This is a genomic window from Patescibacteria group bacterium (assembly GCA_041665585.1).
In the GTDB taxonomy this organism is placed as follows: Bacteria; Patescibacteriota; Gracilibacteria; order JAHISY01; family JAHISY01; genus JAHISY01.
Map to the genome: position 1 here is coordinate 24,069 of JBAYIN010000005.1, position 13,908 is coordinate 37,976.

15 protein-coding genes and 1 tRNA gene are annotated in these 13,908 nt (G+C 47.6%); 10 read left to right on the top strand and 6 right to left on the bottom strand.

What is annotated here, in order from left to right; translation table 11 throughout:
* Positions 1-29: 29 nt before the first annotated feature.
* The 5 genes from WCV72_03825 (at position 30) to hflX (ending at position 5,074) form a co-directional block, all read left to right on the top strand.
* Positions 30-215, top strand: coding sequence for a hypothetical protein (locus WCV72_03825; GenBank protein MFA6458486.1), 186 nt, complete (start codon positions 30-32; stop codon positions 213-215).
* Positions 216-222: 7 nt separating this feature from the next.
* Positions 223-1,935 carry a hypothetical protein gene (locus tag WCV72_03830; protein ID MFA6458487.1) on the top strand — a complete coding sequence of 571 codons (1,713 nt, stop codon included), beginning with the start codon at positions 223-225 and terminating at the stop codon, positions 1,933-1,935.
* 81 nt (positions 1,936-2,016) lie between these two features.
* Positions 2,017-2,622, top strand: coding sequence for a hypothetical protein (locus WCV72_03835; protein MFA6458488.1), 606 nt, complete (start codon positions 2,017-2,019; stop codon positions 2,620-2,622).
* Positions 2,623-2,690: 68 nt separating this feature from the next.
* Positions 2,691-4,001 (top strand): DNA repair protein RadA, encoded by a 1,311-nt coding sequence (gene radA / locus WCV72_03840; GenBank protein ID MFA6458489.1) that lies wholly within the window; start codon positions 2,691-2,693, stop codon positions 3,999-4,001.
* Positions 4,001-5,074 (top strand): GTPase HflX, encoded by a 1,074-nt coding sequence (hflX, locus tag WCV72_03845; GenBank protein MFA6458490.1) that lies wholly within the window; start codon positions 4,001-4,003, stop codon positions 5,072-5,074. Before radA ends, hflX begins: the two co-directional genes overlap by 1 nt.
* On the opposite strand, the gene WCV72_03850 is transcribed toward hflX, so the two are convergent.
* The 3 genes from WCV72_03850 to WCV72_03860 are packed head-to-tail and all read right to left on the bottom strand — an operon-like array spanning position 5,066 to position 7,023.
* A complete protein-coding gene (locus WCV72_03850; protein MFA6458491.1) occupies positions 5,066-5,746 on the bottom strand; it encodes a hypothetical protein in 681 nt (226 codons plus the stop codon). The genes hflX and WCV72_03850 overlap by 9 nt on opposite strands.
* On the bottom strand, positions 5,734-6,276 hold the full coding sequence (locus tag WCV72_03855; protein MFA6458492.1) for a thioredoxin family protein: 543 nt from the start codon (positions 6,274-6,276) through the stop codon (positions 5,734-5,736). Before WCV72_03855 ends, WCV72_03850 begins: the two co-directional genes overlap by 13 nt.
* Before the next feature lie 9 nt (positions 6,277-6,285).
* Positions 6,286-7,023, bottom strand: coding sequence for a queuosine precursor transporter (locus tag WCV72_03860; protein MFA6458493.1), 738 nt, complete (start codon positions 7,021-7,023; stop codon positions 6,286-6,288).
* Between the two features lie 44 nt (positions 7,024-7,067).
* Here WCV72_03860 and WCV72_03865 point away from each other — a divergent pair, with 44 nt between their 5' ends.
* Positions 7,068-7,352, top strand: a complete 285-nt coding sequence (locus WCV72_03865) for a YggT family protein (protein MFA6458494.1) — start codon at positions 7,068-7,070, stop codon at positions 7,350-7,352.
* A gap of 445 nt (positions 7,353-7,797) precedes the next feature.
* Here WCV72_03865 and WCV72_03870 read toward each other — a convergent pair whose 3' ends face one another.
* A complete protein-coding gene (locus WCV72_03870) occupies positions 7,798-8,112 on the bottom strand; it encodes a DciA family protein (protein ID MFA6458495.1) in 315 nt (104 codons plus the stop codon).
* A 54-nt stretch (positions 8,113-8,166) separates the two neighbouring features.
* Here WCV72_03870 and WCV72_03875 point away from each other — a divergent pair, with 54 nt between their 5' ends.
* Positions 8,167-8,526, top strand: a complete 360-nt coding sequence (locus WCV72_03875; GenBank protein MFA6458496.1) for a hypothetical protein — start codon at positions 8,167-8,169, stop codon at positions 8,524-8,526.
* Here WCV72_03875 and ispG read toward each other — a convergent pair.
* Both ispG and WCV72_03885 read right to left on the bottom strand, forming a co-directional pair.
* The gene (gene ispG, locus WCV72_03880) at positions 8,467-9,522 is read right to left on the bottom strand and encodes a flavodoxin-dependent (E)-4-hydroxy-3-methylbut-2-enyl-diphosphate synthase (GenBank protein MFA6458497.1); all 1,056 of its coding nucleotides are present in this window, start codon (positions 9,520-9,522) and stop codon (positions 8,467-8,469) included. The two genes, WCV72_03875 and ispG, sit on opposite strands and share 60 nt — an antisense overlap.
* The gene (locus WCV72_03885; GenBank protein ID MFA6458498.1) at positions 9,512-10,324 is read right to left on the bottom strand and encodes an RluA family pseudouridine synthase; all 813 of its coding nucleotides are present in this window, start codon (positions 10,322-10,324) and stop codon (positions 9,512-9,514) included. Before WCV72_03885 ends, ispG begins: the two co-directional genes overlap by 11 nt.
* 283 nt (positions 10,325-10,607) lie before the next feature.
* Between WCV72_03885 and WCV72_03890 the strand changes: the two genes are divergently transcribed.
* The 3 genes from WCV72_03890 (at position 10,608) to WCV72_03900 (ending at position 13,906) form a co-directional block, all read left to right on the top strand.
* Positions 10,608-10,682 (top strand) — tRNA-Gln (locus WCV72_03890).
* A 274-nt stretch (positions 10,683-10,956) separates the two neighbouring features.
* On the top strand, positions 10,957-12,135 hold the full coding sequence (locus WCV72_03895; protein ID MFA6458499.1) for an SIR2 family protein: 1,179 nt from the start codon (positions 10,957-10,959) through the stop codon (positions 12,133-12,135).
* Positions 12,122-13,906: an ATP-binding protein gene (locus WCV72_03900; GenBank protein MFA6458500.1), complete on the top strand. Its 1,785-nt coding sequence runs from the start codon at positions 12,122-12,124 to the stop codon at positions 13,904-13,906. The genes WCV72_03895 and WCV72_03900 overlap by 14 nt, the downstream gene beginning before the upstream one ends.
* The last annotated feature ends 2 nt before the right edge of the window (positions 13,907-13,908 follow it).

The following is a 13,908-nucleotide window of genomic DNA, read 5'->3' on the forward strand; positions in this document are numbered from 1 at the left end:
CGTAAAATAACAAGATTTAAAAAATTAAGATGAGCGATTCTACGACCAACCAGGAATTCGTGGAGCGACTAAAATCTCGGATTGAAGCTGAAAAACAGGATTTAATTTTCCTGCAGCGTGTCGAGCGCGCGGTCTATGCCGTCGCGGAGGACGACAGCCGTGAAACTGAAAATATCGATCTGAGCTCAATTGATCAAAAAATGGCGCAAGCCTGAAAATAAAATGCGACTAAAAACATTTCCCGATAATACCAATCACTGTGCGCCAGCGCGCGTGATTTTTTTCGCGACCACTCCAGAAAATCCCCCGTCAGTCGAGCAAAAAGCTGAGAATGCCGACCAAATGCTGGAGCAGCTAAAAACTGAGTTGAGTAAAAACGAAAACGCGCTTGATCAGAAGCGCACCGATGTTTTGAGAATTTTTCAAAAATTCCAAACTGAAAATCAAAATAGCCAGCTCAAAAATGAAGCTGGGACATTCATGCTGAAGGTCGCGCTGAAATTACAAAACATCGAAGGCAAAGCGAATTATGGCGCTTACAAAAAAATGAGTGCGGCTGACAAAGCCAAAATCGAAGGGACGATGCAAAACATTCGCCAGATCTTGGAAGGGAAAAATTCGCAAGGCGAAGATATGAAAGATGGTGTCACAACTGCCGCAAAAATCGAGGCTGATCGTCAGAAAGTTTTGGCGGATTATGGCGAAACCAAATCGATGTCTGCCGCCGAGAGTTTTGTAGCACAAAAATTGGTTCCTCCTGTTATTGAAAAAAAATCGCCTGAAGCAGCGCGAGTTCCGATAGTCGAACAGTCAGCACAGAAAAATGATTCTCCCGATGTCGCAACGAATCAGACTGCCGCACCAGAGGTTTCTACTGCTGAGACTAATCAGCAAGTCGAAGTTACTGCGCAAAATGTTGCCGAGACTGTTGCTGCGACGATTCAACCGTCGCAAAACGAAGTAGAACCAGCCGAAAAAGACAATTCTTCAAGTCGACAGAATCCGATTGCTGCGGAAATTCCCACCTCCTCGTTTGGTCCGCGAGTCCAGGTCGATTCGCAGGAAGTTGCGCAGCCCACTCCGGCAGGTGCCGAATTGAAAAAAGAGCTGGCGGATCAGCAAATTGCTTTTGCGGTTGAGAAATTATTTAATAATCCTGAAGTAAAAATCGCGAAACTGCCTGATGGCAGTATCTTGGTGAAAGGAGTCGAAACTGATGTGGCAGAAGATGAGCGCGACCAGGCAACAGATGATGCTTACTTAACCGCCGAGGAGGAGGCTTTGTTATTTTTGAAAGGAAAAACTTCCGAGAGTATTCAAAATAATGCTGATGGTACGAGAATTAATGTTAATCAGCACGCAGAAGCTAGATTAGAAAAAGCGACGCGATTCAAGTCTAGATTTGAAAATGGCAAGCTGACAGTGGTCATCCGCGTGCCGCCGCAGACAATCGGGGAAGAAGTCGCGGCTCGTGAATCGATTAATTTTGAGTCAAAAAATTCAGAAATTTCGGAAAGGGAGATTGCTACTGAGGCTGAAAATTTGGCGAATGATCCAACATCAAAATTCGCGAAGCTATCGGACGGGAGTTTCTTAGTGAAAGGCACTTACCGAAACTTAAATCGCCGAGGAATAATCGCGTATCGTAGGAACGCCAAAATGTTTGCGACAGCAGAAGCGACCAGGGATGCGAATTTGGTCCTGGATGCACTTGCTGCCAAACTATACGAACAAACAACTCCTCATGGCGGGACAATTACTACATTTGATGAAGGTTCGAAAAGAGAATTCACCGAAGTTGAAGAAGTAAAAATTTCAAATAGTTTCGATCCCTACACTGGTATTGCCACCGTAATTTTGCGTGTGCCGCCACAGTCACTCGAAAAAAAGGTCGAGCCAACAAGAATCCCCGAGCGAGAGGATGAAGACTACTGAATTTAAATCTGCACGAATAGGCCTTTTTTTAGTCTTGCTGGGTTTTCAGACGCGCGCCAAAATTTTGGTTAAAATGGGGGCGTGATTTTTGACCGGATTCTTTTCGCTAGCCATCTCCAGGACGACGAGAAACTTCTCTATGTCGTGCATTCACACTGGTTCGCGGCGTATCGCACACTTTTCAAAGCGGCTTTTTTCGGTCTGGCGATTCCGGCGATTTTTTACGCGATGTTTCCGATTGTTGCTGCGGCGTGGGTTTTTGGAATTTGGGCGGCATTTGGACTGATTCGTTTTTTTCGCGAAGTCGCCGATTGGTATTTCGATGCTTTCCTAATCACGAATCTCGGCGTCGTCGATCTGGACTGGAACGGTGTTTTCGATAAATCTTCGACGCGCATCGCTTTCGACGATCTCGTTGGAACTTCGTATGATAAGAAAGGGGTTTGGCAGAGTATTTTTAATTTCGGCAATCTCGCAGTTCAGGTCGATGGCACAGGTGAGATTAAGCTCGAAAATGCCTGTGCACCACAGCGTGCGGAGAGAGCGATTCTCGATGCGAAAGAGCAGTATTCTCGGGAGCGCGGACTGGAAGACGAAAAAGCTTTGAAGACGATTCTGAGCGGAATGGTAAAACGGCATGTCCGTGGTGAGAAAGAAAAAGGTCACGGACTCGCGGATTTGATCTAGGTAAATTTTAAATTCGAAAAATTTTTCCAGTTTAAGAAACTCAAAATTGGAAACTTAAAAATTCTAAATTGACTAAATCAGTTTTCGTTTGCGAAAAGTGCGGTGCGCGTTCGCCGCGCTGGGCGGGACAATGTTCGAGCTGCGAAGAGTGGAACACGCTCACTGAGGAATCCGTCGCGCCAAAACTTTTTGGTCAAAAAGAGCGACCCGTCGGACAAATCCTGGAAGCGGCGACCGCCGAAAAATTGGCGGCGACTCCCCTCGCGCGCATCGCGAGCGGCTTCGCGGAAGTCGATCGCGTGCTTGGTGGTGGCGTCGTACCGGGCAGTTTGATTTTGCTCGGCGGTGAACCAGGCATCGGCAAATCGACCCTGACGCTGCAAATGGCGGCGAAATTTGCTGAGATTATTGGTAAAACTTTGCTTGCGAGCGGCGAAGAATCCGCGGAGCAAATCGCGCTGCGCGCCGTGCGCCTCAAGAATTCGCATGCGCGACTCCACATTTTTTCCGAGAACACTATCGAAAATATTCTCGCGACGGCGGAGGCGGAAAAGCCTAAATTGCTCGTCGTCGATTCCGTCCAGGTCATGAGCTCGCTCGAGTCCGGATCAATGGCGGGTTCGATTCCGCAAATTCGACTCGTGACGGAGCGGCTTTTACGCTTCGCGAAAACGACTCGTACGCCGATTATCCTGATTGGTCATGTGACGAAAGACGGCGACCTCGCCGGTCCGCGCCTGCTCTCGCACTTGGTCGATGTCGTGCTGACGCTCGAAGGCGATCCGCACCGCGACTTCCGGCTTTTGCGCACGAGTAAAAATCGTTTCGGGGCGACGAGCGAAGTCGGTGTTTTCGAAATGAAAGAAAACGGCTTGGTCGAAGTGAAAAATCCCTCGGCGGCTTTCCTCGAAGGACGAGCCGAAAATCCAATCGGTTCGTGTGTCGCGGCGACAGTCGAAGGCACGCGCCCGCTCCTGGTCGAGGTGCAGGCGCTGACTTCCCCATCGGTCTTCGGTTATCCGAAACGCGCCGCGAGCGGATTTGATTTGAATCGACTGCAATTACTCGTCGCCGTTTTGCAAAAACACGCCGGCATCAAGCTCGACTCGAGTGATGTTTTCGTGAATGTCGTCGGCGGATTTCGCTTGCGCGAACCAGCGGCAGATCTCGCGGTCGCACTCGCGATTGCCAGCTCCAAGAAGCAAATTCCGCTCGCGGTCGATTTGGCGGCTTTCGGTGAGATTGGTCTGACGGGTGAAATTCGTTTTGTCTCACAGACGGAAAAACGCTCGAAAGAAGCCAAAAAAATGGGTTTCACGAAAATCGCGAGCAGCGCGGAATTTCGTTCGCTCGCCGCCGCCGTCAAAAAACTTTTGTAATGAAAAATAATCTGCGCGTTATCGTCGCGGACATCGTGCCAAGTGATTTGCCGAAGCCGGATGCGGAAAAACATTTCGCGGAGTTGGTGCGTCTGATCGAGACACTGGGCGGCATGACCATCGTCAAAATTATTCAGAAGCGCGGTAAGCCGAGTGGCAAGACTTACCTCGGGACAGGCAAGGCCAGCGAAATCGGTGAGCTCGCGCGTGAGCTCGATTGCGATGCGGTCGTCGTGAACGGGATTTTGAAAGGCAATCAGATCTACGAATTGACCGAGCGGATTCCGGTCGTGGTCTGGGATCGCGTCGATGTGATTCTGCGGATTTTCGCGAAGCACGCGACGACGACCGAAGCGAAATTGCAGGTCAAACGGGCGCGACTGGCTTACGACATTCCGAAGATTTACCGGCGCGCGGCGACGACACTTTTCGAGCGCGAGCGCGGCGGCGGAGTCGTGCAGCGCGGCGCGGGCGAGACTGGCATCGAGGCGGAGAAACGCCATATTTTGCGGGAAATTAAAGCGATTGACCAAAAAATTGAGCAGCTCAAAACCGTGCGTGAAAATCAGCGCGCGAATCGCCGCCGCCAAAATTTGCTGACGGTCGCGCTCATCGGCTACACCAATTCCGGCAAGTCGACGCTGCTCAGCGCGCTCACGAAAAAGAAAAATGTGTTCGTCGCGGACAAACTTTTCGCGACGCTCGACCCGCGGCTCGGTGCGCTCTGGCTGCCTAGAGTTCAGCGCAAAATCCTGCTCGCGGATACGATTGGCTTCATCGAAAATCTGCCGCCTGATTTGATCGCCGCGTTTCGCGCGACACTCGAAGAAGTGCGCGCGGCGGATTTACTACTGCTCGTTTTCGACGCGGCGGACTCGCCTGTCGAAATTACACGCAAGCAAAAAGTCGTTCAAAAAATTCTGCAAGATTTGCAGGCGGACACGACGCCGCAGCTGCTCGTCGCGAATAAAATTGATCTCAAAAAATTTCGCAGTGCTGGGATCAAAGTCTCGGCCGTCACCGGTGCGAATTTAGAAAAATTAGTCGCCGCAATCGAGCGGAAGCTATTTTAAAAGGCGTTTCACGACAGCGCGCCAGACCGTCGGCGACAGAATCAGCGCGATGTGTCCGACGACAGCGAGCGCGCGATTTTCCTGCGCGCCAGGCAGGATCGAAACTTCCGGCGGAAAAACAATCGGGTCGAAATGGGCACGCAGCGAGCGAAACTTCCGATTGATTTTGGGATTGGCAGTGAGCGCTTGAATTTTTTTCGAATTAGGCGCGACGAAATCACGATTTTTTTTCAATTCCCAAAAGGCGAATTTACCAAGCGCGCAGCCCTGCAGCGGTGAACCGAGCGTGATGACTTGCGCGACTTTCGCGAAAACTTTGGGGTTTTTTAGCGCGACGAGCGCGGTGATGCCACCGAGCGAATGCGCGACGATTTGCACCTTTTTCGCCGGCAGCGCGAGGATTCTCGCTTCTAGTTTTTTTGCCAAAATCGGGACGGCTGCGTAATTCTTCTCTGCAGGTGCGAGACTGACGGGCCAACCTTTTTGTTCGAGGAATTTTTTCAGCGGTCGCAGACTTTTGCCACTCGCGTAAATCCCGGCGACGAGAACGACCGGTATTCGTTTGGATTTGATCGTCGTGAAATCTCTAGCTCTGCTGCGCGAAAAATATTCGAGCCGCCAGAATTCGGCGCGCAGGCGAAAACTGGCGAGATGTTTTTTTAGCGTTTCCATTTGATCGAACAGCCCAGCGCGGGATTTTGCGCTTCGCGCGGGATTTCCTCACCGGCGAGAATTTTCTCGAGCGCGGATTTTAATTCCGCGCGCTCGACTTTTTCCGGCTGCTGCCAATTGTCGTCGATGCGACCGTGGTATTTCAGTTTGCGCTCAGCGTCGAAAACGAAAATATCCGGCGTGCAGACGGCGTGATATTTCGTCGCAATTTCCTGGGTTTCATCGCGCAGGTAGGGAAATTTCACCGGCAAATCTTGCATTTTCTCAAATGAATCAGCCGGATAATCGGTCGCGTCATTCGAATTGATGCCGACGAATTGGGTGGCGCGGTCGGCAAATTCCACCGCCAACTGATTTAAACGCTCCAAAACTGCCAAAACATAAGGGCAATGGTTGCACATGAAAATCACGACCAGAATTTTTTTGTCCGCGAAGCTCGCGAGCGAATACTGCTGTCCGTCCGCACCGGGCAAATTGAAATCTTTCGCGCTGGTGTTTTCGAGACCTTTGACACTCTCGGTCAGAATCATTGGAAAAAATTAATCGAGAAAATTGCGAATGCGCTCGGCGATACCGAGTCCTTCGTGTTTCACTTTTTGCGCGAAATACATGATGGGCGTGGCACTGATGGCGATTAGGGTTTTGACGACGAGTACGAAAGCGACTGTGCGCCCGAAATTTTCCGCTGTCACACTACTGCCAAGTTCAGGATTTTGGGCAAGCAGCACAAACTGTCCGACAGCTGTGAAGAAAAGCGTGTCACCGGTTTGCGCGAGAATCATCGACAAACCATTGCGTAGCCAGAGTTGGTGTCCGTTCGTGGCTTTTTTCAAAAGGTCGTAAAACCAAACGCCGAAAGTTTGAAAAATAAAATAACTGGCGAGGCTCGCGGCGACGAGGCGGAAGCCCGGTGTGAAAATTGCTGCGAGCGCGGGCTGGGCGCGGTCGAAAGTATTTGGCGCGAAAGCGGTCGTGAGCGACGAGGCGACAAATAGGAAAACGCCTGCGCCGAGACCAGCCCACACGGCGTGTCGCGCGAATTTTTTTCCGTAAAATTCATTCAGCAGATTGATGGCGAGAAAAATTCCGCCGGAAAAAACGATGCCGCCGTTGATTGCGAGTCCGAAAAGGTCGAATTGCTTCAGCGCAAAAACATTCAGCAGCGCGACTTCACACGCCACCAGCGTGAAAAGATAACCGCGCCCGAGGCGAAACGCCAGGAGCGTCGTCGCGAGGACGAGAAATAAAAGTGTGAAAAAAATAGCTTCGTTCGACATCTCGTTGATTTTACGGAATTCAAGCGAACTCGTAAAATCCGCACATGAATTTGAGTTTACAAACAGTTGCGATTCTCGAGAATACGGTTGATCTTTTTTTCCGCGCGTTGGGATTTTTGATCGTGCTGCGGATGCTGCTATCCTGGCTGGCTCCCGGCGCGCGCGGTCAGCTCAGCTTTTTTATTTTTTCCGCGACCGAGCCGATTCTCGCTTTTTTTCGTCGCTTGCCGCTCAGGGTCGGATTCTTCGATTTCTCCCCGCTCATCGCACTACTTGCGCTTGATTTCGCGCGACAAATCTTGCTGCGTATTCTGTTCGCCATCTTCTAGGTTGAATGCTGAAGTTTAGAAACATGGAACACGAAACATGGAGGGAATTTTTAAATTTACGATTTTCAAATTTTCAAATAAAACTCAAGGCTCAACTCAAAAGTTAACCCACCAGATATCTGGTGGGTTAACGACAGGCGTGCGTCAAGGCTAAAAAATAAAACGCTGGAAATCCAGAAACATGGAGCACATAACATGGAGCACATGACAGAATAGTTTGTTCCATGTTTTATGTTCCATGCTCCATAAATTACGAGACTTGAAAATTAGAAAATTCTGCGACGCTCAAATCCAAAATAGTTTTGAGATTTTAGTCAAGCTCAGCTGTTGTGAATTTGAGCTAAAAGGTCATTGCCCTGATTTCACTGCCAACACTCCTAACCTCGGAATTAATTCCAGGGTTAAAAACTAGACGGATAAAAAAATAGTATTGCGATTCTAGTTTCTAAAACGGCAGAATTTTTTCCGGCAGCCCGACGGAATAACGCAGTGTTTTGACTTTCGCGCCGCGTTTGATCAGCGCGTCGCGGACGACGGTCTCGGCGAGGCGCATTTGCGCCGCGATGGAAGAATTCGCGACGGCGATTTGGAGAACGCCATTTTTCAAAAATTTGACTGCAAATGCACCGGCGATTTCCGGCAGCTCGGCGAGAAAAAGTTTTTCACTGACGAAACAAATTTCAGCCGCGGAAAATTTGGCTGCCATTTTTTTTTGGGCGAGCACCGTGCGGAGGACGAATTTGATTGGGATGAAGTTCAATTTGTAATTTTCATAAGCTGACAATATAATCTCAGCTAATTAATTTTACGACAAATGGAAGCAAAAACCGCTGAGCAGTGGGGAAAAATCCTAGACCACATTAACGGCGAAGTAGATGAATTTCTTCAAGACAAGAACACGCTAGTGCAGTCGGTCAGACTATCTTATGCTGAGACAACCAGGCAAAAAGTTCAGGATGTTTTAATCGCTGCCGATCCATATCGCGAAGTCAAAACTTTACGAGATACGATCGTCCGGTTTGTGAAAAATTGTTTTGCACTTTCGAGTCCAGATTTTCGCGCACAGAAAAAAGCTTTCGCTGAAGCTAAGAAATTAATGGCAAAAATCCCAGCTTTAACTCCTGACGAGCAAGAGCTTCAGGAATTCAACCACCGCGCGAGCCTCTGTAACTGATTTTACAAACTTACCTTTTTGGTAAATCGCGAACGATTTCTTGCCACCGACGAGCGCGAAATCGGCGTCTTTGGCTTCGCCCGGACCATTCACGATGCAGCCCATGACGGCTATTTTCAAAGCTTGTCTGTCGGCAGGCAGAGTCTTTTCAATTTTTTCGACGGCTTTTTCGACTTGGCGCACGATGGGAATGAGATCGACCTCGGTGCGTCCGCAGGTCGGACAACTCACGACTTCGATTGCCGGGCGCAATTTCAAAATGCGCAGCAAATCTCGCGCCGCTGCGACTTCCGCGACTGGGTCAGCCGTGAGTGAAATGCGGATGGTGTCGCCGATGCCATCGCTGAGCAAACTGCCGAGCGCGACTGCCGATTTCAAAATGCCGAACTTCGGCGAACCGGCTTCGGTGACACCGAGGTGCAGCGGGTAATTTATTTTCTGCGCGAGCAGACGATTCGCGGCAATCGTCGTCGCGATGTCGGAACTTTTGACCGAGACGACCAAATTGCGGTAGCCGAGCTTCTCGATCTTACGCACATTCTGCAGGGCGGAATTCGCCAGTTTCTCGGCTGGACTCCCGCTTCCGCGGGAGCAAGCTTTTTCGAGTGATCCAGAATTCACGCCGACGCGCAGCGGAATCCCCCGCTTTTTGCAGACTTTCACGACGGCAGCCAACTTGGCAGGTGGAAAATTGCCGGGATTGAGGCGAATCTTGTCGGCGAATTCAGCCGCGGCGATCGCAAGCTCGGCGGAAAAATGAATGTCCGCGACCAAAGGAATCAGCGGAAATTTTCTACGAATTTTCTCAAAAGTTTGGAGGCCGACTTGATCTGGAACTGCGATGCGAAAAATTTCGCAACCGGCTTGCGCGAGTCGCCGAATTTGTCGCACTGCCGCAGGGAAATCGTGTGCGGGCGTGCAGAGCATCGACTGAATCGCGACCGGCTGTCCGCCGCCGATTTTGAGTTTGCCGATTTGGACGACTTTAGTTTGCATAGAACTCAGGTGGAATTTCCGCCGAAAAATTGTAATCTAAAATTTTGAGCTCGCCCGCGTGCAGTAGCATACGCGCATCTTGCGCATTGCCGTAAATCGGGTCACCGACGATCGGCATCCCCACTGCTGCGAGGTGCGCGCGAATCTGGTGCGTCCGCCCCGTCGTGATTTCGACTGCGAGCAAAGCAGTATTATTGTGCAGGCGTCTGACGACTTTCCAGAAAGTCTGTGCCGCCAGACCGATTTTCACGATTTCCATTTTGGGACCGACTTTTTTCAAATTCAAATTAATCTCGCCGGAATTTTCCCGCGGCAGCTTGGCGACGACGGCAAAGTATTTTTTGAAAACTTGGCGCGCCCGAAAAGCGTCTTCGAGCTTACGCGCGGTCCCCGCATTTTTCGCGAAAATGACCACGCCACTCGTCGCGCGGTCGAGGCGGTGGACGACAGTGAGGCGCAGATTTAGCAAAGTCTCGGCGCAGCTGCGCAGATCGTCGCCGTGCGTGCCGACACCCGCGTGTGTCGTGAGTCCCGCCCGTTTCGCGAAGGCAATCACATTTTTGTCTTCGAAAATAATCTGGTTGCCCGTGAGCTCAGAGAAAAATTTGCGCGGATCCGGCAGGAAAACTTCGACGACGGAATTGGCAGTGATTTTCGTTTCGGCTTTCAGTGGAATTTTCGCGACTTTGATTTCGCGCTTGCGAAAAAGCTTCTGCAGAAAAGTCCGTTTCAGAAACGGCAATTTTTCAGCGACGAATTTTTCGGCGCGGATTTCGCGAGTGGTTTTGAGTTCGAGCTTCAACTTCACAATTTTACTCGAAAAAAGTAGAATCTTCGCATTGCTCAGGTAGTCGTGGTAAAAAATCTATCAACTATTAATCCCGAAGGGACCCCTTCGGGGCTATCAACTACAAACTGACTGGGGTGTCGCCAATCACCGCTGAGCGGGACTTCGCTTCGCTCAGGCGGAAGGCATCCCGCCTAGGCGGGACATGCGGGGGCTTAAATTAAAATGAATAGGGAGAATCAAATTGGGGTGTCGTCCCGCTTAGCGGGATAAGGCAGCGGTTGAAAATTTAACTAATTGGGGTGTCGCCAAGCGGTAAGGCAGCGGTTTCTGGAACCGCCATGCGGGGGTTCGAATCCCTCCACCCCAACCAACAAAATGTTCTCGCCACAAAGTGGCGGGGTTATTTTGTTTGGGGTACGAGGGTGAAAACACCCGGGAGCACAATCTTCGAATTTCACGAAACTTTCCGGCGCGTGCCGTCGCGGAATTTTGAATCTCGACAAACTTCGAGCCAGCTTCGAATCCCTCCACCCCAACCAACACGGGCACCCATGCTCGACTCACTTGCCCTAGACATGGGGGTATAATGCTTAGTTCATTATAAAAGGAATATAATTAAACTCGGATCGATAATCATTTTCAATATGACTGCACATGACCCAAAACAGGAAATCAATCAGCTCCAAGAGATTTTATGCAGCCCCTCTAAAAAAATAGGATTTCTTTTTGGTGCAGGAATCTCAATGAAAAAAACCGATGGTACTGACTTAATCATCGGAACAGATGGAATGACTTCCGCCGTGATAAGCGAATTTATCTCTCCGCAAAAAGAAGCGATTGAGCTGATTAAAACTGAAATTGAGACTGATAGTAAAAAATTCAACATAGAAACTTTACTTTCTAAAATTTCTGAAAAGGCAAGGGCGGCTGGCAGTGAAAAATTATGTGGACTGAAAAAGATCGAGTTGGAAAAATTACGAGATGATATAGAAAATGAAATAAGAGAGAAGGTGTCAGTCCACAATACTAGCCATCCATCTCATTCAGAGATTGAAAAAACAAATCACAATACATTTGCGAAATGGATTAAAAATGCGGATAGAGAATTTCCAGTGGAAATTTTTACTACAAACTATGATTATCTCTTGGAGCTTGCCCTTGAAAAACAGCAAATCCCATATTTTGATGGATTTGTCGGTAGTTATAAAGCATTTTTTTGCCCAGAATGGATTGAGGCAGACTCTCCAGTAAAAGATTGGGCAAAATTATGGAAGCTGCATGGCTCCCTTGGGTGGGAACAAAACGAGGTAAAGGAAATCGTTAGAACATCAGGGGTAAGTGGTAAGGCAATGATCTATCCATCGTTTTTAAAGTATGACCACTCAAAAAAACAGCCATACCTGAGTTACATGGACAGACTTTCTTATTTCTTGCGACAAGAGGATTCCGTTCTTTTTATTTGTGGCTATTCTTTCGGTGATGAGCATATCAACGAGATAATTCTGACATCACTTACGCGGTCACGTTCTTCGCATGTGTTTATATTCAAAAACAGTGAATTAGCAGAGAAAGATTTTTTATCTACAGAAATTGCACAAAAAAATTCCAAAGTGTCGGTTTATGCGAAAAGATCTGCCGTCATTGGTTGTAAATTTGGGGATTGGAGACTTGCTTCGAGAGAAGATCAGTTAGATTTTTATAAAGAAGACAAGCCAACAACAGCCAAAGATTGGGATGGTGGCGGAGAATTATCGCTAGGTGACTTTAAAGAATTCGCTGCTTTTTTATCAGAATTTTACAGAAAACATAATGCCCAAAAATAATGAAACATTTATCGGTAAAGTTAGTAGCGTGACTGGTAGCACGCTTGCTATTGAGTTGGACGAAAATATTCGATCAACTCTTCCGATTATTGATGGTGTTTTGTATCGTGTTGGTCAAATAGGTTCTTTTATCAGGATTCCACTTGGTTATGTGAATCTGTATGGCGTCATTACCCAAGCTGGTTCTGATGCGATTCCTGAAAAATTAGTTGAACAAGAGAATATGCGAGGATCTCGCTGGATAAAAGCAACTCTGATTGGTGAAGGAATCGGTAAAAAATTTGAAAAAGGAGTTCTAAAATTTCCAATTGCCGATGACGAAGTGCATTTAGTTACAAAGGACGATCTCGAACTTATTTATGGAGGATTGGACGAAGCAAAATCAATTGCCGTTGGACAGGTGAGCGCATCTGAGAGTCTTTCTGCGAGAATCGACATTGATCGATTTATTAATCGACATTGCGCTATTTTAGGATCTACTGGAAGTGGAAAATCAAACACTGTTTCGGTTATCTTGGAGGCCATTGCGACAAGAAAAGATAAAAATGGGGATGACATAAAAAGCACAAGAATTCTTTTAATTGATCCTCATGGAGAATATGGAGAAATTCTGAGTGAATATAGCCAAATTTTTAAAGTTGGGGCAGATACTTCAAAACAAGAAAAAGAACTTATAATTCCATATTGGGCATTGCCTTTTCAGGAATTCATAAAAAGTTTTCCAGGTAAATTAAACGAAAAGCAGGAAGAATATATTCGGGAAAAAGTTTTAAAGAAAAAAATTGAGGCTTCTAAAAATCTAAATACCGCGCCAAAAGAGGAGGCGATTACGGCTGATAGTCCGATACCTTTTAGCGTTAGGCAGTTATGGTTTGAATTGGATGATTTTGAAAGGAAGACTTTCAAAAAAGACAGAATTACTACCACTCTAGATTCAGCTAATCCTGGAAATGCTCAAAACTTAAAATCTAATAAATACGAACCTGTTGGCATTGGGTCATCCGAGCCATTTTTAAACAACTCAGCACAGGGAGTCTTAGGATTTCTTACTTTAATGAAAAATCGACTTTTAGATACGCGGTTTAGATTTCTATATGAATTGGGTAATTTAACACCAGCGTTGGACGGGAAAATTATAGGCGATCTAGATACTCTCATTCAGGAGTGGGTAGGGGCAGAAAAACCAATAACGATTCTCGACCTCTCTAGTATCCCTTCGGAAATTATGGGATCAATCTCAGGTTCTTTGCTGTCGATTATTTATGAGTTTTTATACTGGGGGCAAAATGAGGATGTAGGTGGGCGTAAAACGCCTATATTGCTGGTCTTGGAAGAAGCCCATAATTACTTAAAATCAGGAGAAAATTCTATTGCCTCGCGTACTGTTCAGAAAATAGCAAAAGAGGGGCGTAAATATGGATCTGGTCTTTTACTTGTAACACAGCGACCGTCAGAATTGGATGAGACTGTTTTAAGTCAGTGCGGATCAGTTATCGCGTTACGAATGACAAACTCAAACGACCGAGGACGTATAAAAAATTTCGTTGAAGATTCTTTGAACGAATTAGTGGAGCTTTTGCCAAGTTTGAGAACTGGTGAGGGTTTAATCATGGGTGAGTGCGTAAAACTTCCAATGCGCACAAAGTTTAGTAAAGCAAAAGAATCCAAAAGCACAGATCCGCTCGTCTCCGAACAATGGAAGAAAGATTTGCCGAATGCAGCAAATTATAAAAAGGTGCTTGAATTTTGGCGTAATAACAAATTTACTTAATT

Bases quoted from the DNA above. Each gene is read 5' to 3' on its own strand.
- WCV72_03825 (MFA6458486.1), top strand. From the start codon at position 30: ATGAGCGATTCTACGACCAACCAGGAATTCGTGGAGCGACTAAAATCT.
- WCV72_03830 (MFA6458487.1), top strand. From the start codon at position 223: ATGCGACTAAAAACATTTCCCGATAATACCAATCACTGTGCGCCAGCG.
- hflX (MFA6458490.1), top strand. From the start codon at position 4,001: ATGAAAAATAATCTGCGCGTTATCGTCGCGGACATCGTGCCAAGTGAT.
- WCV72_03850 (MFA6458491.1), bottom strand. From the start codon at position 5,746: ATGGAAACGCTAAAAAAACATCTCGCCAGTTTTCGCCTGCGCGCCGAA.
- WCV72_03855 (MFA6458492.1), bottom strand. From the start codon at position 6,276: ATGATTCTGACCGAGAGTGTCAAAGGTCTCGAAAACACCAGCGCGAAA.
- WCV72_03860 (MFA6458493.1), bottom strand. From the start codon at position 7,023: ATGTCGAACGAAGCTATTTTTTTCACACTTTTATTTCTCGTCCTCGCG.
- WCV72_03865 (MFA6458494.1), top strand. From the start codon at position 7,068: ATGAATTTGAGTTTACAAACAGTTGCGATTCTCGAGAATACGGTTGAT.
- WCV72_03875 (MFA6458496.1), top strand. From the start codon at position 8,167: ATGGAAGCAAAAACCGCTGAGCAGTGGGGAAAAATCCTAGACCACATT.
- ispG (MFA6458497.1), bottom strand. From the start codon at position 9,522: ATGCAAACTAAAGTCGTCCAAATCGGCAAACTCAAAATCGGCGGCGGA.
- WCV72_03895 (MFA6458499.1), top strand. From the start codon at position 10,957: ATGACTGCACATGACCCAAAACAGGAAATCAATCAGCTCCAAGAGATT.
- WCV72_03900 (MFA6458500.1), top strand. From the start codon at position 12,122: ATGCCCAAAAATAATGAAACATTTATCGGTAAAGTTAGTAGCGTGACT.